General features: G+C 65.9%; 27 protein-coding genes and 1 tRNA gene. 10 read left to right on the top strand and 18 right to left on the bottom strand.

Annotation, left to right across the window (positions count from 1 at the left end):
• Nucleotides 1–180 precede the first annotated feature (180 nt).
• From AC069H_RS32005 to AC069H_RS31985, 5 genes are all read left to right on the top strand, one after another.
• Nucleotides 181–1,107: an ABC transporter permease gene (locus AC069H_RS32005; protein WP_478226167.1), complete on the top strand. Its 927-nt coding sequence runs from the start codon at nt 181–183 to the stop codon at nt 1,105–1,107.
• Entirely contained in the window at nt 1,100–2,053 is a 954-nt protein-coding gene (locus AC069H_RS32000) for an ABC transporter permease (RefSeq protein ID WP_478234801.1), read from the top strand. Before AC069H_RS32005 ends, AC069H_RS32000 begins: the two co-directional genes overlap by 8 nt.
• 6 nt (nt 2,054–2,059) lie before the next feature.
• Nucleotides 2,060–3,052: an ABC transporter ATP-binding protein gene (locus AC069H_RS31995; RefSeq protein WP_340687042.1), complete on the top strand. Its 993-nt coding sequence runs from the start codon at nt 2,060–2,062 to the stop codon at nt 3,050–3,052.
• Nucleotides 3,045–4,043, top strand: coding sequence for an ABC transporter ATP-binding protein (locus tag AC069H_RS31990; protein ID WP_478234800.1), 999 nt, complete (start codon nt 3,045–3,047; stop codon nt 4,041–4,043). Before AC069H_RS31995 ends, AC069H_RS31990 begins: the two co-directional genes overlap by 8 nt.
• 76 nt (nt 4,044–4,119) lie before the next feature.
• Nucleotides 4,120–5,856: a S8 family serine peptidase gene (locus AC069H_RS31985; RefSeq protein ID WP_478234799.1), complete on the top strand. Its 1,737-nt coding sequence runs from the start codon at nt 4,120–4,122 to the stop codon at nt 5,854–5,856.
• 81 nt (nt 5,857–5,937) lie between these two features.
• On the opposite strand, the gene AC069H_RS31980 is transcribed toward AC069H_RS31985, so the two are convergent.
• Together AC069H_RS31980 and AC069H_RS31975 are read right to left on the bottom strand one after the other, a co-directional pair.
• Nucleotides 5,938–6,705, bottom strand: a complete 768-nt coding sequence (locus AC069H_RS31980; protein ID WP_478234798.1) for a hypothetical protein — start codon at nt 6,703–6,705, stop codon at nt 5,938–5,940.
• A gap of 332 nt (nt 6,706–7,037) precedes the next feature.
• Entirely contained in the window at nt 7,038–8,534 is a 1,497-nt protein-coding gene (locus AC069H_RS31975) for a S10 family peptidase (protein WP_478226172.1), read from the bottom strand.
• Between the two features lie 28 nt (nt 8,535–8,562).
• On the opposite strand from AC069H_RS31975, the gene nfi reads away from it, so the two are divergent.
• The 5 genes from nfi (at nt 8,563) to AC069H_RS31950 (ending at nt 12,013) form a co-directional block, all read left to right on the top strand.
• On the top strand, nt 8,563–9,243 hold the full coding sequence (gene nfi, locus AC069H_RS31970) for a deoxyribonuclease V (protein ID WP_478234797.1): 681 nt from the start codon (nt 8,563–8,565) through the stop codon (nt 9,241–9,243).
• Nucleotides 9,240–9,932 (top strand): uracil-DNA glycosylase, encoded by a 693-nt coding sequence (locus AC069H_RS31965; RefSeq protein WP_478234796.1) that lies wholly within the window; start codon nt 9,240–9,242, stop codon nt 9,930–9,932. The genes nfi and AC069H_RS31965 overlap by 4 nt, the downstream gene beginning before the upstream one ends.
• Before the next feature lie 84 nt (nt 9,933–10,016).
• On the top strand, nt 10,017–11,345 hold the full coding sequence (locus tag AC069H_RS31960) for an NAD(P)/FAD-dependent oxidoreductase (protein WP_007028829.1): 1,329 nt from the start codon (nt 10,017–10,019) through the stop codon (nt 11,343–11,345).
• A 77-nt stretch (nt 11,346–11,422) separates the two neighbouring features.
• Nucleotides 11,423–11,824 (top strand): SLATT domain-containing protein, encoded by a 402-nt coding sequence (locus AC069H_RS31955; RefSeq protein WP_478234795.1) that lies wholly within the window; start codon nt 11,423–11,425, stop codon nt 11,822–11,824.
• Nucleotides 11,825–11,936: 112 nt separating this feature from the next.
• A tRNA-Leu gene (locus AC069H_RS31950) sits at nt 11,937–12,013 on the top strand.
• A 10-nt stretch (nt 12,014–12,023) separates the two neighbouring features.
• Here the strand turns inward: AC069H_RS31950 and AC069H_RS31945 are convergent.
• The 16 genes from AC069H_RS31945 to AC069H_RS31870 form a co-directional block, all read right to left on the bottom strand.
• A complete protein-coding gene (locus AC069H_RS31945; RefSeq protein WP_478234794.1) occupies nt 12,024–13,253 on the bottom strand; it encodes a tyrosine-type recombinase/integrase in 1,230 nt (409 codons plus the stop codon).
• The gene (locus tag AC069H_RS31940) at nt 13,253–13,429 is read right to left on the bottom strand and encodes a helix-turn-helix transcriptional regulator (protein WP_478234793.1); all 177 of its coding nucleotides are present in this window, start codon (nt 13,427–13,429) and stop codon (nt 13,253–13,255) included. Before AC069H_RS31940 ends, AC069H_RS31945 begins: the two co-directional genes overlap by 1 nt.
• Nucleotides 13,426–14,775, bottom strand: coding sequence for a replication initiator (locus AC069H_RS31935; RefSeq protein ID WP_478234792.1), 1,350 nt, complete (start codon nt 14,773–14,775; stop codon nt 13,426–13,428). Before AC069H_RS31935 ends, AC069H_RS31940 begins: the two co-directional genes overlap by 4 nt.
• Nucleotides 14,776–14,871: 96 nt before the next feature.
• On the bottom strand, nt 14,872–15,714 hold the full coding sequence (locus AC069H_RS31930) for a hypothetical protein (RefSeq protein ID WP_478234791.1): 843 nt from the start codon (nt 15,712–15,714) through the stop codon (nt 14,872–14,874).
• 62 nt (nt 15,715–15,776) lie between these two features.
• Entirely contained in the window at nt 15,777–16,478 is a 702-nt protein-coding gene (locus tag AC069H_RS31925; RefSeq protein ID WP_478234790.1) for a DNA cytosine methyltransferase, read from the bottom strand.
• Between the two features lie 79 nt (nt 16,479–16,557).
• A complete protein-coding gene (locus tag AC069H_RS31920) occupies nt 16,558–16,878 on the bottom strand; it encodes a hypothetical protein (protein ID WP_478234789.1) in 321 nt (106 codons plus the stop codon).
• A complete protein-coding gene (locus tag AC069H_RS31915) occupies nt 16,871–17,131 on the bottom strand; it encodes a hypothetical protein (RefSeq protein WP_478234788.1) in 261 nt (86 codons plus the stop codon). The genes AC069H_RS31920 and AC069H_RS31915 overlap by 8 nt, the downstream gene beginning before the upstream one ends.
• A gap of 15 nt (nt 17,132–17,146) precedes the next feature.
• Entirely contained in the window at nt 17,147–17,371 is a 225-nt protein-coding gene (locus tag AC069H_RS31910; protein ID WP_478234787.1) for a hypothetical protein, read from the bottom strand.
• Nucleotides 17,368–17,790 carry a hypothetical protein gene (locus tag AC069H_RS31905; RefSeq protein WP_478234786.1) on the bottom strand — a complete coding sequence of 141 codons (423 nt, stop codon included), beginning with the start codon at nt 17,788–17,790 and terminating at the stop codon, nt 17,368–17,370. The genes AC069H_RS31910 and AC069H_RS31905 overlap by 4 nt, the downstream gene beginning before the upstream one ends.
• A 22-nt stretch (nt 17,791–17,812) precedes the next feature.
• Complete coding sequence (locus AC069H_RS31900) at nt 17,813–19,258, bottom strand: type IV secretory system conjugative DNA transfer family protein (protein WP_478234785.1); 1,446 nt, start codon at nt 19,256–19,258, stop codon at nt 17,813–17,815.
• A 134-nt stretch (nt 19,259–19,392) separates the two neighbouring features.
• Nucleotides 19,393–19,611 carry a hypothetical protein gene (locus AC069H_RS31895; protein ID WP_478226186.1) on the bottom strand — a complete coding sequence of 73 codons (219 nt, stop codon included), beginning with the start codon at nt 19,609–19,611 and terminating at the stop codon, nt 19,393–19,395.
• A 22-nt stretch (nt 19,612–19,633) separates the two neighbouring features.
• Nucleotides 19,634–19,816 (bottom strand): hypothetical protein, encoded by a 183-nt coding sequence (locus AC069H_RS31890; protein ID WP_478234784.1) that lies wholly within the window; start codon nt 19,814–19,816, stop codon nt 19,634–19,636.
• Nucleotides 19,816–20,091 carry a hypothetical protein gene (locus AC069H_RS31885; protein WP_478226188.1) on the bottom strand — a complete coding sequence of 92 codons (276 nt, stop codon included), beginning with the start codon at nt 20,089–20,091 and terminating at the stop codon, nt 19,816–19,818. The genes AC069H_RS31890 and AC069H_RS31885 overlap by 1 nt, the downstream gene beginning before the upstream one ends.
• Entirely contained in the window at nt 20,091–20,480 is a 390-nt protein-coding gene (locus AC069H_RS31880; RefSeq protein WP_478234783.1) for a hypothetical protein, read from the bottom strand. Before AC069H_RS31880 ends, AC069H_RS31885 begins: the two co-directional genes overlap by 1 nt.
• Entirely contained in the window at nt 20,477–20,620 is a 144-nt protein-coding gene (locus AC069H_RS31875; protein ID WP_478234782.1) for a hypothetical protein, read from the bottom strand. Before AC069H_RS31875 ends, AC069H_RS31880 begins: the two co-directional genes overlap by 4 nt.
• A 171-nt stretch (nt 20,621–20,791) precedes the next feature.
• Complete coding sequence (locus tag AC069H_RS31870) at nt 20,792–21,034, bottom strand: hypothetical protein (RefSeq protein WP_478226191.1); 243 nt, start codon at nt 21,032–21,034, stop codon at nt 20,792–20,794.
• Nucleotides 21,035–21,405: the final 371 nt, after the last annotated feature.

The following is a 21,405-nucleotide window of genomic DNA, read 5'->3' as shown; positions in this document are numbered from 1 at the left end:
GGGGAGCCGTCTGCTCGTGGGGTGACAAGAGGGGATCTTTTAGGGGGAGGGAGTTGTGGTGGTGTAACTGGGGCGGGGGTGGGGGGGGGGGGGGGGGGGTTGGGGGGAAAACCCAAAACCCCCCCCCACGACCCGCCGGACCGAAGGCTCCCACCACGCGATCCTCAGGACGGCACGCGCATGCCCCAATACATCCTCCGACGCCTACTTCAACTCATCCCGGTCTTCTTCGGCACGACGTTCCTCATCTACGCCCTCGTGTGGGCGGTGCCCGGTGACCCGTTCGCCGGTAAATGCGGTCAGGTCGCCTGCCCGCCCGCCTACATCGAGATGATGACCGAGAAGTTCAATCTCGACGATTCGATCTTCGTCCAGTACTTCAAATACCTCGGCAACCTGTTCAGCGGCGACTGGGGCGAGACCTTCAACGGCGTCTCGGTCGGCGAACTGATCGGGAACGCCTATCCGGTGACGGTCCGGCTCGCCCTCATCGCGGTGGCCATCGAAGCGATCATCGGCCTGTCCGCGGGCATCCTGACCGGCCTGCGCGGCAAGGGTTTCCTCGACAACCTCGTGCTGATGTCCACCACGTTCCTGATCTCGATCCCGGTGTTCGTCACCGCGATCGTGCTCCAGATCGTCCTCGGTTCGGAACTGGGCATCATCGACGCGAGCGTGTCCGAGGACGCCACGATCGGCGAGCTGATCGTGCCAGGAATCGCGCTCGGCAGTCTCTCCATGGCCTATATAGCCCGGTTGACCAGAACGAGCATCGCGGAGAACCGGCACGCCGACTACGTCCGCACGGCCGTCGCGAAGGGGCAGCCGCGCAGCCGGGTCGTCGGCGTGCACCTGCTCCGGAACTCGGTGATCCCGGTGCTGACCTTCATCGGCACCGACATCGGCGCGCTCATGGGCGGGGCCATCGTCACCGAAGGCGTGTTCAACATCAACGGCATCGGCGGGCTCATCTTCCGCGGTATCCAGAACCGGGAGGGCGCCACCGTCACCGGCGTCGTCGTCCTGCTGGTGATGGTCTATCTGCTGGTGAGTCTCATCGTCGACCTGCTCTACGCCGTTCTCGACCCGAGGATCCGTTATGACTGACCCCAATGTGGCCGGCGGGGTGTCCTCTGTGGACGTCGCCGGTGCCGGTGTCGCCGACGATTCCGCGGAGGCGCACAAACCGCGCAGCCTCGGCGGCGACGCCTGGCGGATGTTGCGCAAGCGGCCGTCGTTCATCATCTCCGCCGTCATCATCACGCTCGTCGTGCTCATCGCGATCGTGCCCGACCTGTTCAGTTCCCGGCCCGCCGGGTTCAGCGATCTGCTCCACGCCAACGAAGGGCCGTCCGCGGACGCCTGGTTCGGTTACGACAACCAGGGTTACGACGTCTACGCGCGGACCATCCACGGCGCGCGGGCGTCGCTGCTGGTCGGTGTCTTCGCGACGGTGCTGACGATCCTGATCGGCTCGGTGGTGGGGATCATCGCCGGGTACTACGGCCGTCTCGTCGACAGCCTGTTCTCGCGGGTGGGCGACATCTTCGCGGCGCTGCCGTTCGTGCTCGGCGCGATCGTCATCCTGACCACGTTCAACGCGCCCGGCTCGAACCCCGGGGTCGTCACCATCATCGTGCAGGTGGTCGTGTCGATCGCCGCGTTGAGCTGGCCGGTGGCGATGCGCATCATGCGGTCGGCGACGCTGGTGGCCAAACAACTCGACTACGTCAAAGCCGCGCGCGGACTCGGGGCGAGCACACCGCGCATCGTGTTCCGGCATCTGCTGCCGAACACGGTCGCGCCGGTGCTGGTCTACGGGACCATCGCGCTCGGCGCGTTCATCGGCGCGGAAGCGACGCTCGCGTATCTCGGCGTCGGTGTACGGCCGCCGGTCGTCTCGTGGGGTGTGATGATCAGCGACGCGCGGGACTACTTCCGGGTGAATCCGCACATGCTGTTGTTCCCCGCGGGGTTCGTGACCATCACCGTGCTCGCGTTCGTCATGCTCGGTGACGGTATCCGCGACGCGCTCGACCCGAAGGCCCGGTGATCGTCCGTGACCGACGAACTGCTGCTGGAGGTGGAAGACCTCCATGTCGAATTCCGCACGTCCGATGGCGTCGCGACCGTGCTCAACGGCGTCGACTACTCCGTGCACGCCGGGGAAACCCTTGCCGTTCTGGGAGAATCGGGCTCCGGGAAGAGTGTGACCGCGCAGACGGTGATGGGTATCCTCGACAGCCCGCCCGCCGTCGTCACCGGCGGCGCGGTCCGTTACCGCGGCGAGGATCTGCTCACCGCCACCGAAGAGCGGCGGCGTGAGGTGCGGGGCGGGGAGATCGCGATGATCTTCCAGGACGCGCTGTCGGCGCTGAACCCCGTGTTCACCGTGGGATTCCAGATCGAGGAACAGCTGCGCGTCCGGCTCGGGATGTCCAAAAAGGACGCGCGGAAACGGGCGATCGAACTGCTCGACACCGTGCGCATCCCCGCCGCCGCCCGCCGGGTCCGCGAGTATCCGCACCAGTTCTCGGGCGGGATGCGGCAGCGGGCGATGATCGCCATGTCGCTCGCGCTCGACCCGGATCTCCTGATCGCGGACGAGCCGACGACCGCGCTCGACGTCACCGTGCAGGCCCAGATCATGGACCTGCTGGCGGAGATCCAGGCAGAACGGCGGATGGGGCTGATCCTGATCACCCACGATCTGGCGGTGGTCGCCGAGGTCGCCGACCGGATCGCCGTGATGTACGCCGGCCGGATCGTCGAACAGGCCGACGTCACCGAGTTGTTCCGTTCGCCGGGGCATCCCTACACCGAGGCGCTGATGGCCTCGCTGCCGCGGCTCGACCTCAAAGGACAGACGCTGGAGACCATCAAGGGCCTGCCGCCGAGCCTGCTGAACGTCCCGCCCGGATGCCCGTTCCATCCGCGCTGCCCGCGGGCGGAAAGCCGGTGCGAGACCGAACGGCCGGCCCTGCACAGCCTCGGCTTCGGCCGGGTCAGCGCCTGCCACTTCGCCGACGAGGTGGTGGGCGACCGTGTCTGAGCCCATTCTGCGCGTCGAAAACCTGGTGAAGTACTTCCCGGTACGGGCCGGGATCCTCTTCAAACGCACCATCGGGCACGTGAAGGCCGTCGACGGCGTCTCCTTCGACCTCATGCCGGGCGAAACGCTCGGTGTGGTGGGGGAATCCGGTTGTGGCAAGTCCACTTTGGCCCAGGTGCTGATGCGGCTGGAAGAACCCACAGGCGGGCTCGCGACCTTCGAAGGCCGCGACATCTTCGCGTTGCGGGGAGCCGAACTGAGGAGGCTGCGGCGCGAGATCCAGATCGTGCTGCAGGATCCGTACACCTCGCTGAACCCGAGGATGACGGTCGGCGACATCATCGGCGAACCCTTCGAAATCCACACCGAGGTGGCGCCGAAGGGGTCGCGGGCGGCGAAGGTGCGGGAGCTGCTCGACGTCGTCGGGTTGAACCCGGAGCACATCAACCGCTATCCGCACCAATTCTCCGGCGGCCAGCGTCAGCGCATCGGGATCGCGCGGGCGCTGGCGTTGCGGCCGAAGGTGATCATCTGCGACGAACCGGTTTCCGCGCTCGACGTTTCGATCCAGGCGCAGGTGATGAACCTGCTCGGTGATCTGCAGAAGGAATTCGGCCTTTCCTATGTGTTCATCGCACATGATCTGTCGGTTGTCCGTCACCTTTCCACGCGTGTGGCGGTGATGTACCTCGGCAAGATCGTGGAAATGGGAACCGAAGAGGAGATCTACGAGCGTCCTTCGCATCCTTACACACAGGCGCTGCTGTCCGCGGTGCCGGTCGCGGATCCGGCGTTGCGCGGGCAGCGGCAGGTGATCCGGCTGGAAGGCGACGTGCCGAGTCCGCTGGATCCGCCGTCGGGCTGCCGGTTCCGCACCCGGTGCTGGAAGGCGCGGGACATTTGTGCCGATCAGGAACCAGAATTGATCACCCGGTCCGGCGGGCATTTGTCCGCCTGTCATTTCGCGGAGGAGAAAACCGTCGTCCCCTGACTTTCGTCGGGACTTCGTTGATACGTGGGTATAGCTGACGTAGTTTGCACGAATAGTTTTCTTCAGGAGGCAGGAAGTGAAAAAGCCCAGATCTCTCGTGATCGCGCTCGCGGTACCGCTGTTCGGCGCGATCGTCGCTGCTCCGGTGGCATCAGCGCAACCGGCGCTTTCCGGCGCCACGACCGAATTCTCCGTATTGGCCCGTGAAGGCCGCGGTGTCGATACATACGATGTCGCGTCGGTGGAAAGGGCGATCCGCGCCGCCGGGGGCACCGTCGTGACGAGCAACGCCGCGGTCGGCCTGATCACCGCGACCGCGCCCGCCAACGGGTTCGCCGAGTGGGTCTCCGCGGACCGGTCGGTTTTCGGTGCGGCCAAGGCGAAGCCGATCGGCACCGCGCCGAAGAACGGCAAGGCGAAGGTCAAGCCGGGTGTCGTCGAGAAGGAGGGCCGTGGCGCCGCGTCGGCCAAGAAGCCCGCGCAGGCGAACGCCGTCGGCATGGACCCGCTCGACGACCAGTTGTGGGGACTCAAGTCGGTCCGGTCGGACCTCTCGCGCACCAAGCAGCCGGGTGACAAGCGGGTGAAGGTCGGTGTCATCGACACCGGCGTCGACGGGAGCCACCCGGACATCGCGCCGAACTTCGACCGCGCGGCGTCGCGGAACTTCACGAAGGACATCGTCTCGGACGTCAACGGCGCCGTCGTCGACGGACCGTGTGAATTCCGCAGCTGCGTCGACCCGGTTGACCACGACGACAACGGGCACGGCACGCACGTCGCCGGCACCATCGGCGCCGCCGCGAACGGTTTCGGTGTCTCGGGTGTCGCGCCGAACGTGACGCTGGTGAACATCCGCGCCGGTCAGGACTCGGGCTTCTTCTTCCTGCAGTCGACCGTGGACGCGATCACCTACGCCGGCGACGCCGGGGTGGACGTCGTGAACATGAGCTTCTTCACGGACCCCTGGCTGTACAACTGCACCGCGAACCCCGCGGACACGCCGGCGCAGCAGGCCGAGCAGCGCACCATCATCGAGGCGACGACCCGTGCGCTGAACTACGCGCACCGCAAGGGTGTCACCCAGGTCGTCTCGCTGGGCAACCAGCACAGCGACCTCGCCACCCCGCAGCCGGACGCGTCGAGCCCGGGCTACCCGTCGAACAGCACGCACCCGCGGCAGATCGACAACGCGAGCTGCCTCTCGATGCCCATCGAGGGCCCTCACACGATCGGTGTCTCCTCCTTCGGTCCTTCGCAGGCGAAGGCGGACTACTCGAACTACGGCGTCGAGCAGATCTCGGTGTCCGCGCCCGGCGGATACTTCCGTGACTACTACGGCACCCCGTGGTTCCGCACTGTCGAGAACCAGATCCTCTCGACGTACCCGCGCAACGTCGGTGTCGCGGAAGGCATGATCGACGCGGCCGGGAACGTCACTCCCGACGGTGTCGCCGCCGGCATCAAGAAGGAGACCGCCGCAGACGGCCGCGTCGGCTACTACCAGTGGCTGCAGGGCACGTCGATGGCGTCGCCGCACGCGAGCGGTGTCGCCGCGCTCATCGTTTCGCAGTACGGCAAGGGTTCGCGCGACTTCGGGATGAACCCGGACGCGGTGCAGCGGGTGCTCGAAGGCACGGCTTCGGACATCGCCTGCCCGGTGCCGCGGACCGTCGACTACCTGAAGGAAGGCCGGGACGCGTCGTTCACCGCGACCTGCACCGGTGACGCTTCGTTCAACGGCTTCTACGGCCACGGTGCCGTCGACGCCTGGTCGGCCGTCACGCGGGGTTCGCAGTACCTGCGGGGCTGACCCTTCGGTTCCTTGGAGTGCTATGAAAGGTCCTTTCCTTGCAAAATTTGCAAGGAAAGGACCTTTCATAGCATGCGCGGGTCAGGCGGCTCGGTCGGTGTGCGCCACAGTGACATCGGGTCTCGGACGCCGTGCCGCTGCGTCGGCCGCGGCACGGAGTTCGGCGATGACCTTCTCCGGTTCGTCGCGAATCCGAGACGGCAAGGTCTGGACGACGACGATCCCCGCGGCCGCGTAACGATTGTTGCGGTGGAGGGTCTTTCGATAAGCGTCCCTGCCGAAGTGGAAGGCATACGAATCGATTTCCCATGCCATGCCAAGCTCGTCGCACCATGAATCGGGCTTGCCGATGTAGTTGCCGAAGGCATCATAGATCTTGACGTTCCGCTCGGCAGGCGGCAGTCCCGCTTTCTCCCAGATCGCCAGCGATGCTGCTTCGGGGACCGACTTGACGTCGGCGGCGAGCTCTCGGAGCACGGCACGAGGAAGGGCTGTTCCGCGTCTGCTGCCGGACTCGAGTTCGGCGCACAACTCGTCCACTGTGCAGAGGCCCGCCTCGATGGCTTCGATGAGCAGAGCCCGAACCGGTTCGAGGTCCCGAATGCGCCTCACACCATCCAAGACCGCTCGAGCCGGTGCTGCCAGCGGGACCCCTTCGATCACCCGACGTTCCGGCATCGAGATCGTTCGTTCGATGATCGCGAACTTGACGCTTCGTACCTTGCGCTGTTGGGGAATGAGTACATGGACGGTCCCATGGGGGCCGGACTGTCGTAGGCCGTATCGTCGCGTGGCTTCGAAGCCGGTGACGACGCCCCGGGAGTCAGTGAGCATCAGCGCGGCTTCCACTCGTTGCCGTGCGGTTGGTTGTTCCTTCGAGAGAAGGACGATGCCTGGTAGCAGGTGAGTCCACCTTCCACCAGGCTGGCATCTTCGATACGACGTGCTTTGCGTGACCCCGAGTTTCTCCAGGGTCGCCACACGGATGACGCCGTGCCGACTGTGTTGGCGTAGGTATGAATCCGTTAGCGGAGCTCTAGATAGGTACATGCCGACACAATGACCGGCAGGTCCGACAGGATTCGATCCCGGAGTGCCATGAAAGGTCCTTTCCTTGCAAAATTTGCAAGGAAAGGACCTTTCATGGCACTGGCAGACAGGGGTCGCGGTAGGAGCGGGGGCTACTTCCCCGACGCGTTCTTGATGAACTTCGCCAGGTCCTTTGCCTGCCGCACCCGCGACTCCTCGTGCACGTACATCATGTGCCCCGCCGGGTAGTACGCCGTGTCGATGTTCTCCCGCAGCTCCTCGGGAATCTGCAGGCGCGCCAGCACATGCTCCGAAGCGAAGTACGGTGTCGCGCCATCGTAGTGGCCGAAGGCGACGTGCACCTGAAGGTGCGGGTTCGCCCGCATCGCCGACGCGAGTGAGTCCACAGAGGACACAGAGCGGCCCTCGAAGTCCGAGTACGACCAGGCCTTGAAGACGTCCGTCGACAAGACCTCGTACGGCAGGTCGTTCTCGTAGCCGAGTTCGGCCCGCACATAGTGGTTGAGCCCGCCCGTGTAGGCGCCGATGATCCGCGAGATCGACGGGTCGTCGCTCATGTGCTCGCGGCCGCCGTCGGGCTCCCAGGTGGTGAACCGGCCGTCCATCCGGCCGACGACGAGACCCTTGTCCCGCAACAGCTCGGTGAAGTACCGGACGTGCTCGATCCGCAGGTTGACCCGGTCCACATAGGACTCGCTCAGCCCGGTCAGTGAAGCGAGCGTCGCTACCGCGTCGGCACGGTCCTGTGTGGACAGTCGCGCGCCGCGCGCCAGAGCCCAGGGGAGTTCCTTGGCCGCGAAGTCCTCGGCGTCGGCGAGGACGTCGTCGAGCGGCCGGTCGCCGTGGAGGCCGTGGTAGTGCGCGATCGCCGCGTACGTCGGCACGTAGAGCGAGTACGGCAGGTCGTTGCCCTCGGTGAACCGCAGCGTGCCCAGGTCCAGCACGGACGAGATCAACAGCAGCCCGTTCAGGTACATGCCGTGGCGTTCCTGGAGATGCGACGCCAGCCCGGCCGCGCGGAGCGTGCCGTAGGACTCGCCCGCCAGGAACTTCGGCGAGAGCCAGCGCTGTTTGCGCGAGACCCACAGCCGGATGACCTCGCCGATGGACTCGATGTCGGCGGTGTACCCGTGGTACTCCTTGGCGGCCTCGCCGTCCACGGCGCGCGAATAGCCGGTCGACACCGGGTCGATGAACACCAGGTCGCTGTGCGCCAGCAGGGTTTCCTGGTTGTCGGTCAGCCCGTAGGGCGGCGCGACCGGGTCGTCGACATCGCCCGAAAGCACCCGGCGCGGGCCGAGCAGGCCCATGTGCAGCCAGACGCTCGCCGAGCCGGGCCCGCCGTTGAACGCGAACGTGACCGGGCGCGAGCCGGGCTCCGCGTCGTCGAGAGTGTAGGAGGTCACGAACACCTCGGCCTTGGCCTTGTAGCCCTCGGACTTGCCGTCGGTGATGACCTCCTTCCGCAGCACGATCCGCCCGGTTTGGGCGGTGTAGGCGAGCTTCTTGCGCTTGAGCGTGAGCGTGTGCTTCGTGGTGACCAGGTCGTCGGTCGGCTCGACCTTGGTTTCCACCGACGGGGTGTCCTTCTCGTCGGTGGCCTTTTCATCGGGATTGGTGTCCGGCATGTCCCCAACCTACTGGCAGTCTGTAGGAGTGGACATCGTCACGGCGCATGATCGCCCGAGTACGCCCCAGGAGGCGATCGGGATCCAGGAAACCCTGCGTGGCCTGGTCGAACTCGAAGATCGCTGTCCACAAGAGATCGTCACGGTCACCGGGCTGGACGTCGCCTACGACGAGGACGGCGGCCTGATCGCGGCCGCCGCGGTCACCCTCGAAATCGACGGATTCCGCGTCGTGGAGAAGCGAACCGTCGTTTCCCGGATCTCGTTCCCCTACGAACCGGGCCTTTTCGCGTTCCGCGAGCTGCCCCCGCTGCTCGACGTCCTCCGCGCGCTCGACCACGTCCCGGATCTGCTGATCTGCGACGGCCACGGCCTGGCCCACCCACGCCGGTTCGGGCTCGCTTGCCACGTCGGCGTCGTGACGGGCCTGCCGTCCGTCGGTGTCGGCAAGACCCGGTTCGTCGGCGAGCACGACGAACCGGGGGCCGAACGCGGCTCGCGGACGCCCTTGCTGGATGACGGCGACGTCGTCGGCGCGGTCCTGCGCACCCAAGACGGCGTGAAGCCTCTCTATGTCTCCGTCGGCCACAAGATCTCGCTGGACAACGCGTGCCGCCAGGTGCTGCGGCTGTGTCGAGCGTTCCGTCAGCCGGAGACCACCCGGCAAGCCGACCGTCTCGCCCGGGACGCGCTGAAAGAGGCGTTATGAGGTTCCGCTCGCTCGCCGAACTCGACGCCGAGGTCGTCAGCTGCCGCGCCTGCCCGCGGCTGGTCGCGTGGCGTGAGGAGATCGCCGTGGTCAAGCGCGCGGCCTTCGCCGGTGAGACCTACTGGGCCCGGCCGGTGCCCGGCTTCGGCCCGCCGGACGCGTCGCTGGCGATCGTCGGCCTCGCCCCTTCGGCGCACGGCGCGAACCGGACCGGCCGCCTGTTCACCGGCGACCCGTCCGGTGACGTTCTCTTCAAGGCGCTTCACCGGGTCGGGGTCGCGTCGCAGCCGACGTCGACCCGTATAGGTGACGGCCTCGAGCTCCGAGGGACCCGGATGGTCTCCCCGGTGAGATGCGCGCCACCCGCCAACAAGCCCACACCTGAGGAACGGGAAACCTGCCGATCGTGGCTCGCGGCGGAGCTCGAGTTGCTGAAACCGACACTGAAGGCCGTCGTGGTGCTCGGCGCGTTCGGCTGGCAGGCCCTGCTGCCGGTGCTCGCGGAGGCGGGCTGGCCGGTGCCCGCACCACGCCCGAAGTTCGGCCACGGAGCCGAACTGGAACTCGGCGACCTGCGCCTTTTCGGGTGTTATCACGTGTCGCAGCGCAATGTCCAGACCGGCCGCCTGACCCTTGACATGGTGTGCGATGTCCTGGCCTCCGCGACCTCGGCGGCCGGCCTGAACTGAATCGGTGCGGAAACCGTGGCGACGCTGGTCACAGCCGGATGGGGTCTCCGAGCGATCTCAGCTGATGGGTGCGACTATAGGAATATGGCTGGTGTTAAGTCGGAACCGACACGGATCCTCGTCCTTGGTGGTGGGTACGTCGGGCTCTACACGGCGTACGGGCTCCAGAAGATGCTCCGGGCCAACGAAGCGTCCGTGACGGTCGTTGATCCGCAGCCGCACATGACCTATGCCCCCTTCCTGCCCGAGGCGGCGGCCGGTGCGATCGAACCGCGGCACGTGGTCGTGCCGCTGAGGCGCGTGCTCAAGCGCTGCCACGTGCTCACCGCGCGCGTGACGAAGATCGAGCACGAGCGCAAGGCCGTGACGGTCGAGGCCGCCGACGGGCACGTCGAGCAGCTGAACTACGACGTTCTCGTGGTCGCACTCGGTGCCGTCGCGCGCATCCTGCCGATCCCGGGCCTGGTCGAGGAGGGCATCGCCTTCAAGACCATCGGCGAGGCGATCTACCTGCGCAACCACGTCATGACGAAGCTGGACGAGGCCGCCAGCACGCTCGATCCCGAGCAGCGCAAGCGCCTGCTGACGTTCACCGTCGTCGGCGGCGGGTTCGCCGGTATCGAGGCGCTCGCCGAACTCGAGGACATGACCCGGTTCGCGGTGGAGAACTACTATCCGAACCTCAAGGTCGAGGACATCCGCTGGGTGCTCGTCGAGGCGGCCGGGCGGATCCTCCCCGAGGTGCGCGAGACGCTCGGCGTGTACACCGTCGAACAGCTCGAAAAGCGCGGTATCGAAGTCTATTTGTCGACAGCGGCGAAGTCGTTCGAGAACGGCCACGTCGTGCTCTCGGACGGCACCGAGTTCGACACCGACACGATCATCTGGACCGCCGGCGTGAAGGCGAACCCGGTGCTCGCCAGTTCGGACCTGCCGCTCGACAAGCGCGGCCGCGTCGAGGCCACCGCCGCGATGCAGGTCGTCGGGCACCCCGACGTCTGGACCGCCGGTGACAACGCCGCCGTGCCGGACCTCTCGCGTACCGAGCAGGACCCGACCGCGACCTGCCCGCCGAACGCGCAGCACGCAGTTCGCCAGGCGCGTCTGCTGGCGAAGAACATCATCAAGGTGATCCGCGGCGGCAAGCCGAAGGACTACTACCACAAGAACCTGGGTGCGGTGGCCAGCCTCGGCCTGCACAAGGGTGTCGCCGACGCGCTGAACCTGAAGATCAAGGGCTTCCCGGCCTGGCTCTTCCACCGCGCGTACCACCTCAAGGCGATGCCGACGTGGAACCGCAAGATCCGCATCCTGTTCGACTGGATGCTGGGTGGCCTGTTCCGGCGCGAGGTCATCTCGCTCGGCCAGATCAACAACCCGCGCGAGGAATTCGACCGGCTGTCGAAGTCCTGAGTTCGTAAGTCCGTGAAGGCCTCCTTCCCTACGCTCAAGTTAGGGAAGGAGGCCTTCACGGCGTTTAAGGTGTGCCGGTGCAGGCATTACGGAAGTCCGTACCCGCCGGCCCGCTCGCCACCGGCCTGACTCCGGCCGAACTGGCGAAGCACGTTTTGGAGCGGATCGAGCGCGACAACGCGCACGCGCGCTCCCGGAAGAGGCGTTTCCGCTGGCGCGCCGTGTCCATCAGGGTCTTCCTGCTCGCGCTGTCGGCGGCGTCCACGATCATCTTCGGTCTGCAGAACCTCAACGGCTGGACCGGTGTGGCGTTCGCCCTCGTGGCCGTGACGGCCGTCGTCGGCGCGCTCGAGCCCTTCTTCGCCTGGCGCTCCTTGTGGGGCCTGATGGAAGAGGTCCAGTTCCGGCTCTACCGGCTGCGCGACGAGCTCAGCTTCTACATCGCGTCGACCCCGCCCGACCGGATCGATCCCGGCTGATCAACGAGAAGTTCGAGGAGTACCAGGCCGTTTGGAACCAGGTCGGTCTTCGTTGGCTCGAATATCGGCGTACTGAAGCGGCGAACTGAAGGACATCGCCTAGGCTGTCTGTGCCCCGGTAGCCCAACTGGCAGAGGCAGTCGACTTAAAATCGACCCAGTGCGGGTTCGATCCCCGTCCGGGGCACCATTCATGCAGGTCAGGGGTCTGTCTGGTCTTGCTGGTCCTGACCGGCCCCCGGTTTACCCCCGGAATTGGCCGAACCGTCGTCATCCCACATGCCTTCCAGGGCGACCGCGTTGTCCCGGGAGACCGTTGTCCTGCCCATGTACACGTCCTGAGTAATCGACGGTCGAGCGTGGCCGAGCTGATCGGCGATCTGCCTCGAACTGAGTTTCGCGTCGTCCAGCACGGTGGCCGCCGTCTTACGGAAGACATGAGACTTGACCCACGCGAAGTCCGTCGTGCCGCGCGCCTCCCGGAGATCCCGTCGCGTGTTCGAGGGGTCACGTAGCCCTCCGAGGGTGTCCGGGAAGACCGGGGTTGCCAGACCACGTCCAGCTTCTTCAGCGAGACGTCGGCGCTCCCGCAGTACTGAGATCGCCCACGAGGGAAGCGGCAGTGTGCGATCACCGGATTCGGTCTTGAGCTTCTTCACTCGCCGTAACCCGACCTGCCGAATCCGAATCACCTTCCAGTCGATCGCGACCGTGCCGGCATCCAGATCGACGTCTTCCCAGAAGGTTGCCAGCGCCTCACCGATCCGCACGCCGGTTGCCAGCATGAAACGCGTCAGGTCTGGAAGGTCCCGCGCTACCGCCTTGGGATCAGCTTCGAGCTGTTCGAGCCACTTGCGGCGCTCTGCCGACGACAAGGCGCGAGGCTTCTTGCGCTTCCCGCCTTCGATCCGCTCAAGCTCCCGAACCGGGTTTGCGCCCAGAGCCCCCTGACGCACAGCGAACCCTAGAACGCCACTCACCACAGCACGCGCTGTCCGGGCATGAGACGCGCTGGTTTTCGCCTTGACGGCGGGAAGAAACGCGTCCAGCCGGGGCACGGTCACCTCATGCAACCGGAGATCACCGAGCGCGGGAAGCACGTGGTTCTTGAGCATGCTCCGGTAGTTGTCCAGCGTGCCGTGTGCGCGTTCTTCTGCCTCAACGCGCTCAGCCTGCCGCGTAAGCCACTTGTCGGCGACAACTCGGAACCTGGTGTTGTGGTCGATATCGCCACCACCGGGCGCTTTCAGGGCCTCGCTGATCGCTTTCTTCAGTAGCCGCTCAGCCTTCGGGCGAGTCGGGCCGGTGCGCTCAATGTCGTGCACCTTCCCGTCAAAGCCCCGGTAGCTCGCACGAGCACGAACCCCGGACGGTGTGTCGCTGAAACGGATCTTCCCATGCGTCCCCACATCGAGCGGTGGTCGTGCCATCACGCGCCCCCTTGTTCGGCGACCCAGGCGTCGACGTCTTCGGGGCGGTAGCGGACGTACTTGCCGATGCGCCTGCCCGCCGGCCCGTAGCCGGTGGAGCGCCACCGGTAGAGGGTGCCGACAGGGACGCTGAGGTGGGTCGAGAGGTCTTCCACGGTCATGAGCGGCTTGTTCATGGCTGGTTCTCCTTGGCGAGTTTGTCCTTACGTTGCAGGCGTTTTCCTTCGTAAATCGCTTCGGCGATCTCGCGTTCTTCAGGGTTGTTGTGGCCATTTCCGGTGTAGTTCCAGTGGTTGACGACGGTCACGCTGTCCGGAGTGGCCCCGAGGGCTTCGAGCGTGGCGATGTGCTGGTGGGTGCGGCGATCGCCGCGCAGCGTGGTGAAGGTGACGGAGTAGCGCTGGGATTTGGTGAGGAAGTGGCCCCGGAAGCCGAGCATGTGCGCCCATTTCCGGAGGAACGCTAGGTCTTCGCTAGCTCCGAGTTCCCAGGCGGTGGCGATCATGCGGCGGTGGTGCGGCAGGACGTCCAGGTGCTCGATCGCGCGTTCGGACCGGATAGGACGGTCAGGGACTTCGCTGGTGCTGGTGCCCTTGGTGGCGTACTTGGCGATGTATCCGGCTAGCGCGCGGTCGCTGATCTCGCCGTCGTCGCCCTCGATCTGGGCGGCATGGGCCGGGCGGATGGCCCGGATATCGATCTGCTGTCCCCAGGTGAACATGTGCTCGGTGGTCTCGCCGTCGAGCAGGAGTTCGCGGGACACGTGGGTGGTTTCAGCGGCCGCGCGGACGGCGTGCTCTATGAGCGTGTTGTCGGCCCAGGTAGGCGCAGGGTCGTGGGCGCCCTCAGGGCCGTCGAGCCGGATCACGGCGTGGAAGTGGATAAGCCCGCGCTTCTGGTATTCGGCGACCTTGGCGTAGGAGAGCCGGGCGTGGTCGGCGAACTCACTGACCTTGAGCCCGGCCGCACGGGCGATCTCCCGGCGAAGACGGATGATGAACCGGTGCCACAGGTCGCCGGTGTGACCCTGCCACAGGACCGCGCCCCGATAGTCGTACGCCTCGGGGTCGATCGCGGTACCGACGCGGGTATCGGCTTCGTGGTGGTATTCCCCGCACCCACAAGGGATCCGGCGACCGGTGCGGGTGGTGCGGCGGCCGTGGACGGCGCCAAAGCTCGGGGCGGTGAGAGTGACGAACAGGCGGGGCTTGTCCGCCACGGCCTCCGGGATCGCCTTGCCGCCTGTCATGCCGGCGCGGATGAGGTGGAACGCGTCGGCGGCGTAGCGGTCGGAGCAGGCGGGGCACACAGACTCGCGACGGTTGCCGCACGGGGCGTAGACGGTCCCGGCGTGGTGGTCGAGGGTGCGGCCGGTAGCGCGGTCGGTGACAACGCGGTAGCCGGACAGGTGCACCGGCTGGAGGCATCCGCCGGTCGCGGTGACGCGATCACGGACGTGCCGCATGCTCAGGTGGCGGGTGATGCGGGTAGCCAGTGAGGACCCGTCGTGCTCGGTGATCATGGCTCTCCATTCGTGCGGGCACGAGAGAACCGGGCAAACCCCCGGCACGATCACCGAGGGCTGCCCGGCGAACGTGCGTGATGCGAGAGGAACCGGTCAGGCGGTGACCGGGTGGTGGTTGATCGAGGCGTTCAGTTCGTCGACCAGCGTGGTGAGCATCGCCTCCGGCAGGTTGACCCTGGTGGTCAGATCTGCGGCCGTGACGGGCCTGCCGGCGCCGTGGGCGGTCTCGGTGATACTGGTGACCGTGGTGCGGATGCTGGCGGGGAGCTTCGCGAACGTGGCGTTCGCCGCCGGTCGCGGGCTCTCGATTCCGGTCGGTGGGGAATCCGCGGCTTCCTTCGTGGTGTTCGTGCTGGTCGGTGCTTGCACCGTGGCGAGGGCTTGTTCGCGGACTCGCGTGCAGGTCTGCTGAATCACCGGCATGACTTCCGCGAGGAGGAACACCACGAGCGGGATCACCAGGTGGAAGAACACCATGCCCTTGGAGACCTCGCCGTGGGCTGGTGCGAGTCCGGCCCAGACGTTGGCCACCAGCGTGGCGCCCAGGAGCAGCCGTTTGAGGTAACGCACCGGTTTGACGTCGACCGTGAGGCCGTGGGAGAGCATCGAAGCTTCCCAACGGAGCAGGGTCACCAGGATGCCCGCAAGGGCGGGTTCGGCCAGCCACGCGCCCCACCACAGCGGATCGGTGGTCGGCCGGTCGCCTGCCAGGAAGTCGTGCACGCCGGTGGTGGTGAACCCGAGTCCGATCGCGAGGAACACCCACATGGTGCGGGTGATCGAGGCCCGGAACCGGTCTGCGGCGACCGCGCCCAACATCGGGTCGGTGGAGAGTCGGTGGACGTCGCGGGCTTCGTGGAGCTGATCGGCGAGGGCGCGGACCCGGCGAGACTGTGCCGGGGTGTCCTCGCGGTCGGACCTGGATTTGCCGAACATGGGGTGATGCCTCCTTTCAGTGGGAGTGTGGTCGTTCGCCTGACGGGCGTGCGGCGGTCGGGTCAGGCCGCGATCGGTAGCGCAGAGGCGGTGAGGTGGGTGTACAGGGCCTCGCCGATGTAGCGGGTGTAGGCGGGCGGAATGGCTTCGGCGATCTCGCGGCGGACGTCGGTGTGGTGGATGCCCATCGCGTTCTGCCAGTCGGTGACCGAGCCCTTGCCGCCGCCGTCGCCGTAGACCGCGACCATGTCCCCGTCGTGGCGGACGCCGTGACGCCAGCCGGCCACCCGGTGGCCCCGGTGGGTGGGGTGAGGCGGCTGGGTCACGGTGAAGCCGTCGATCTCGAAGTAGCGGTGACGGAACACCCGCAAGTCGAAGGTGAGTCCGCAGAGGACCAGATCCCGACGGAGGCGGGAGCCCTGGACGTTTTCCATCACGGTCGGAACGCCGGTGCGGTCGCGGAGATCTTCGAGGACCGCGCGAGCCGTGGGGATCAGGTCCGTGTGGTTGTCGGTCCAGCCCTGTCGCCGCCGGTTGCCGGCGGTGAGGGCACAGGCGTTCTGGCACGGCGGGGAGATGTGGACGGCGTGGAACTCGTGGCCGTGGTCGCGGATGAACTCGATCGCGTCGCCCCGGTGGAACTCGTACGGGTAGTTGGGTTGGGGCGCGATATCCACGCCGACGACGTCGAATCCGGCGTCGTAGTAACCCTTTCCGGCGCCGCCGGCACAACAGCAGGCGTCGAGGATTCTTTTTCGTGCCATGGTGTTGCCTTTCTCTGTGTCGGCGTGAGAGGACACGCAGGTCTGCGTGTGACACGGCCGAGATCTCGTTCGACAAGCGTCACGAGGACTCTGCGCATGCCGGTGAAGCGGTCTGGATGTAGCGGGCCTGGGCGTCGAGCAGGGCCGCGAGGTAACGTGCGAACTCCGGGGGCATTGCCAGTTCCCATGCCTGATCCGGTTTTCCCGGCGGGGACTGGCTCACCCGAAGCAGCACCGTGGACGCGGTACCGGAGACGGCCGTGTTCGTGACCGTGGCCCGCTCGAACCGGACACCCTCGATCGAGCGAAGCGGGTAGATCGCCAACCTGTCCTCCAGTGTGGACACTGCCGAGTGCCACAGGTCCGAGTTCGGTTCTGGCACCAGATCGGGGCTAGCCATGACCCACACGCTTCCGGGCGTCCGCCGGGTCGATGCGCTGAAGAATCTTTACCGCGTCAGCGAGGAGAGTCTCGACCTTCCGCAGGGCATCGTTGCGCTGGCTCCTCAGGGTTTCCAGCTGTGAAGGCCTGAGCTGGATGAGTTCCACGGGGCTGTATGCCCACTCGCCCCAGAGAACCAGAGTGTTGAACGCGTCGGCGGTCTTCTTCTCCACTCCGTGGTGGAGGTCATTGAACGTGTTTCCGAACGACATGTTCGTCCTTTCTGATCAGTCGCGGGTGTAGTGGATGACCTGGTACGTTCCGGCGCCGTTGCGTTCCGCGTGCCACTCCTTCCAGATCCCGACCGTGAGTCCGATGTAGACGATGACCGTGCCGCCGACCGCGAGGAAGGTCCACCGGAAACCCCGGATGAGCACACCTTCGAGGATGACGGCGAGAGCGGCGACGCCGGTGATTTTGAGCCAGAGCCAGAGAAGCTTGAGCGTGATCACTGGTCGTTCTCCTTCTGTTTGGCGATTTCGAGGGCGAGGAGGTACAGCTCGTCCGGGGTGACGGTTTCGTGGTCTCCCTTGCGGAGGGCGAGGTGTTGTCGGGCGAGGCTGTAAGAGAACGAGCTATAGACCTGCACTCGGGTGCCTGACGGACCTCTGCCGTGAAGCGTGATGTGCAGGCTTCCGCGATCCGTGTGCCACCAGTCGCCATGCAGCCCGGTGAGAGCGTGTGTCCAGATCAGCAGGGAACCGATCACGGTCACCGGGTCAGTCCCGGTACTGACATGAATCGTGATGGAATGCGTGCCCGGTTCCAGGGTGACAGAGAACGGTTCGGGCGCGGGAGTTTCGCGGACCAGGCGGGTGGCGATCGCCGCGAGTTTGGTGACCCCTTCGAGCGGAGCGAGTGCCGTGGTCATGATTCGTGTCCTTTCTGGACGGTCAGGCGGCGAAGGGGACCAGGACGCCGCCCGGTTCGTCGTCGTCGAAGTGCGGGGTGCAGAGCCGGACGAGTTCGTCAATGTCGTCGTCGGTGCTGTAGCCGGCGCGGACCCGGATTGGGGTGCGGGATTTCTCCGAGGTGCGGTAGCCGATGCCCTCGCAGCCCTCTTCCGGGATCTCGTCGGCGAGAGCGCCACGGAGCCGCGCGTCCTCCCCGAGCACCATGTCCACATAGGAGGCGGAGCCGGTGCGCAGCGAAATCCGGCGGGTGAACAGATCCCGAACCGGCACGATGTCCTTGGTCGGTTCCTGGACGTAGGCCACGACCGCGAACCCGGCCGCGCGGCCCTGAGTCAGGATCTCCGCGAGAATCCGGTTCACCTGGCTGATCGTGGATCGGCTACCACCGAGCGCGGTGAGCATCGCCAGTTCATCGATCATCAGGACCTCGAACGGGGTCTCGGGCGAGGGAGTGAACTTGCGGAGCTTGTGCTCCCTCAAGAACGCCTGACGTTCCCGCATCCGGTCCCGGAATTCGAGCAGCACCGCGAGCATCGGATCGACGTCATCGGGACCGGTGCCGTCGTCATACTCGACGTCCTCATCGGCGGAGGTGGCGTGCCGGTAAAACAGCGGCTTCCCGCGTTCGGTCTCCATCCCGCCCTTGGGATCGATCATCCAAATCCGGGCGATCTGTTCCCGGATCATCGGCCCCATCGCCCGCAGCGGGTTCCACAGCAGCGACCCCTTGCCGGAACCGGTCGCACCGGAGATCAGCCAGTGGTGACCGAGCAGCGGTTCGGCCCAGATCTCGCCCTGTTCGGTGTCGCCCAGCTCGATCGCCTTCAGGTCGACCTCATCCACCTCTCCGGGGATATCGGCCGGGGGGATCACGTCGTCGAACGGGTTGCCGTGCACCAGAGTGATCGTCAAGATCCGGGGCTTGCTGCCCTTCTCGATCGCGATCACGTCCGCTCCGAGCGCGGCGGCCAGCTCGTCCTGGACGTCCTGGAAGACGCGCAGCGACTGGCCTTTGACGAACTTGACCTTGAGGACGTCCATCGACGGGGTGGGCGCGGCGACCCTCAGCAGGCGCGGCACGAGAAGTTCCCCAGTGCGGCGATCCTGCCCCACCAGGTTGCAGTACTCCAGGGACTCTTTCCAGGACTTGCCGATGTAGCGGGTCCAGCGGCGCCGGACGGCACGAAGCCGCGGTGACGCCAGCGCCATGTAGGAGTCTTTGTGCAGGTAGCGCCAGGACAACCCGGCGCCGACCAATCCGGCCACCGCGCTACCAGTGGTGACCGCACCGAGTTCGATCGTGCTCGTGCCCAGGACTGCCGGCATTGTGGTGATGGCCGGGTGGCGCAGCATCCAGCCCGCGCACCGGGCCGGGATCGGGGTCTTTCCGCTCGGACGGCGGGTCTTGGATTTCGGGGTCTTCATCGGTAGATCTCCTGTGCTTGGTGGACACAGGGAGGGCCGCAGAGCCCCGGACACTGGACGCGGGTCTACGGCCCTCACTACGTCCAGACGGATCGGTCATGCGGTATGCGGTTGTCGCTACTACGGTTCGGCGGTCAGCGTCGCCGGGCGCGGGGCTTCGCCTTCGAGCGGTCAGCGAACAGCGGCTTCGCCGACTCCACGGTGGTCATCGCGGTCGCGACCTTGCGGGCGGCATTCGTGTGCTGCTTGCCGAGCCCGGCGACCCGGTTGGACAGGTTCGTCAGCGTCTTGCGGAGGTTCTTCATCGCCTTGTCCAGCTCGGTCAGCTTGCCGTCGATCTGATTGGTGCTCATCGGTTTCTCCTCGGTACTCGGTTCAGAACCAGGTCTTCTTAGCCACCCGCCGACACTCCGGGCAGTAGGTGGCGAACAAGAACCCGATGTAGGCGGTCTCGACGTCAGCCACGTTCGCGCTGATCCCGCACGCGGCGGTCATGTCCCCCGACCAGAACGACTCCTCCACAGCGATGTGAACGAGGTCTTCCTCGCGGGCGGCCATCAGACCCGCCAGCCCCGCGAGACCAGCTCCGACTTGCGCTTGAGCGCGGCCTCCCGCAACTCGTCCAGCGCGGCGGACGCGTCCCGGAGATCGGCCTGCACCTCCGATTTGGTCGGGACCTGCCAGCCCTCGAACCGGTCCGCCGTAGCGCCCTTGTCGTCCAGGGACTTCCCGAGCTTGCCGACCTCATCGAACGCGGCGCGGACCTGATCGAGCGCGAACTCGAACTCCGCGAACCGGGCCTTATTGACGTTGTTGATCGTCTGCGACGTCATCACGATGCCTTTCGTTTGCGAGAACAGGGAATCGGCGCCAAGGCGCGCCACTGCCGGGCCTTCACCTTGGTGGCCTTGGGCACCAGGACCGAGTTCCCCGGCCCCTCATACCCGTGATGGGTGTAGACGTGCACACCTCCCTTCGTCAGCCACTTCGCGGACAGGAGCTGATGCACGGCCTCCTCCTCGGGTCGGGGGGCGACCTCGATCGTCTTGCGGGCCACCAGGTGATACACCCGCTCCGAAGGGCCGACCAACACATACCCGGTGTTCTCCGCAACCTGCAGCACCTTCTCGATCAGATTCATGTCATTGATCGGCGGGGACGCCGGCCCCGTCGTCACCGGCTCGTCCACCGGATTCCCGAACAGATCCACGGCGCCGGTCATCGCTTCCCCCGCGTGCCGACCACCGCCAGCAACCCCAGGACCAGGGCGACCACCCCGGCCACCGGCATGGCGACCACCAGCGCGGCGACCAGCACCAGCCACAGCGGATAGAACGTCACCTTCGCGAAACTCGTCTCCATCACATTCCTCACATTCGCCACTGGCGACCGCACACATTGCAGGTCGCTACACGGGTCGGGGACAGCCAGAAATTCGCCGAACACACGTGACTTCCCATCACGCACCCCGCTTCGGGCCGTTCGGGTCGAACGACGAAAGACCACTCCGCAGAGCAGCCCCGCTTGCCTTGGTCATGACTCTTTCCTCCGGTCTTCGTAAGTCTTTGCTTCCTCGATTCGACGACGAATCAGACTCATTTGCGCTTCCGAGTTGCCCAATTCGCCGATCAACAGACTGTGCGACAAACGCTGATCTCGATCCGCGAGAAAGACCAACGTTGAAACGTCTTCCATCGCGCGAATCATGTTGTGCAGATCTTTGAGCGCCTTGTCGAGTGCTTCCAGAAGCTCAGCCTTCAGCGGCGCAGTGATCACCACTCCTCCCCGGCATCGCCCAGGTGCAGCCACGGCCACGCGTTCAACTGTGCGGCCAACATTTCGTGCTCGACCATCTTCAAAACCTCACTTCACTAGAGTTTTCCGATAGCTCGTTGAATCGCATCGAGCTAAATCTCGACGGTCTTGACCTCTTCAATGCACCTGGAAATCCTGCGCATCTCGCCACGTGCCCATCGCAATTCGTCGACCATTCGCGTGTTCGAAAGGCGAAGGTTTGGGATTTGCAAGCTCCACTTGCCACATCAGGCCTTCCAGGCCGCTAACAATGGACCATAATTCTCGGGATGCCCTGTAGTACCCCTCAAGAATCTCTTCCTTCAGCGCCTTCGTAATCACTGTTTACCGCA

It is taken from the genome of Amycolatopsis sp. NPDC043887, assembly GCF_056435665.1.
Note: the sequence above shows the minus strand (reverse complement) of the source record. Positions and strands in the feature narration are given on the sequence as shown.

Coding starts and splice junctions, on each gene's coding strand:
- AC069H_RS31945 (WP_478234794.1), bottom strand. CDS start 13,253: ATGGCACGACCACCGCTCGATGTGGGGACGCATGGGAAGATCCGTTTC.
- AC069H_RS32000 (WP_478234801.1), top strand. CDS start 1,100: ATGACTGACCCCAATGTGGCCGGCGGGGTGTCCTCTGTGGACGTCGCC.
- AC069H_RS31890 (WP_478234784.1), bottom strand. CDS start 19,816: ATGGCCGCCCGCGAGGAAGACCTCGTTCACATCGCTGTGGAGGAGTCG.
- AC069H_RS31880 (WP_478234783.1), bottom strand. CDS start 20,480: ATGACCGGCGCCGTGGATCTGTTCGGGAATCCGGTGGACGAGCCGGTG.
- AC069H_RS31965 (WP_478234796.1), top strand. CDS start 9,240: ATGAGGTTCCGCTCGCTCGCCGAACTCGACGCCGAGGTCGTCAGCTGC.
- AC069H_RS31920 (WP_478234789.1), bottom strand. CDS start 16,878: ATGGCTAGCCCCGATCTGGTGCCAGAACCGAACTCGGACCTGTGGCAC.
- AC069H_RS31895 (WP_478226186.1), bottom strand. CDS start 19,611: ATGAGCACCAATCAGATCGACGGCAAGCTGACCGAGCTGGACAAGGCG.
- AC069H_RS31935 (WP_478234792.1), bottom strand. CDS start 14,775: ATGATCACCGAGCACGACGGGTCCTCACTGGCTACCCGCATCACCCGC.
- AC069H_RS31885 (WP_478226188.1), bottom strand. CDS start 20,091: ATGACGTCGCAGACGATCAACAACGTCAATAAGGCCCGGTTCGCGGAG.
- AC069H_RS31975 (WP_478226172.1), bottom strand. CDS start 8,534: ATGCCGGACACCAATCCCGATGAAAAGGCCACCGACGAGAAGGACACC.
- AC069H_RS32005 (WP_478226167.1), top strand. CDS start 181: ATGCCCCAATACATCCTCCGACGCCTACTTCAACTCATCCCGGTCTTC.
- AC069H_RS31875 (WP_478234782.1), bottom strand. CDS start 20,620: ATGGAGACGAGTTTCGCGAAGGTGACGTTCTATCCGCTGTGGCTGGTG.
- AC069H_RS31905 (WP_478234786.1), bottom strand. CDS start 17,790: ATGACCACGGCACTCGCTCCGCTCGAAGGGGTCACCAAACTCGCGGCG.
- AC069H_RS31900 (WP_478234785.1), bottom strand. CDS start 19,258: ATGAAGACCCCGAAATCCAAGACCCGCCGTCCGAGCGGAAAGACCCCG.
- AC069H_RS31915 (WP_478234788.1), bottom strand. CDS start 17,131: ATGTCGTTCGGAAACACGTTCAATGACCTCCACCACGGAGTGGAGAAG.
- AC069H_RS31960 (WP_007028829.1), top strand. CDS start 10,017: ATGGCTGGTGTTAAGTCGGAACCGACACGGATCCTCGTCCTTGGTGGT.
- AC069H_RS31925 (WP_478234790.1), bottom strand. CDS start 16,478: ATGGCACGAAAAAGAATCCTCGACGCCTGCTGTTGTGCCGGCGGCGCC.
- AC069H_RS31940 (WP_478234793.1), bottom strand. CDS start 13,429: ATGAACAAGCCGCTCATGACCGTGGAAGACCTCTCGACCCACCTCAGC.
- AC069H_RS31930 (WP_478234791.1), bottom strand. CDS start 15,714: ATGTTCGGCAAATCCAGGTCCGACCGCGAGGACACCCCGGCACAGTCT.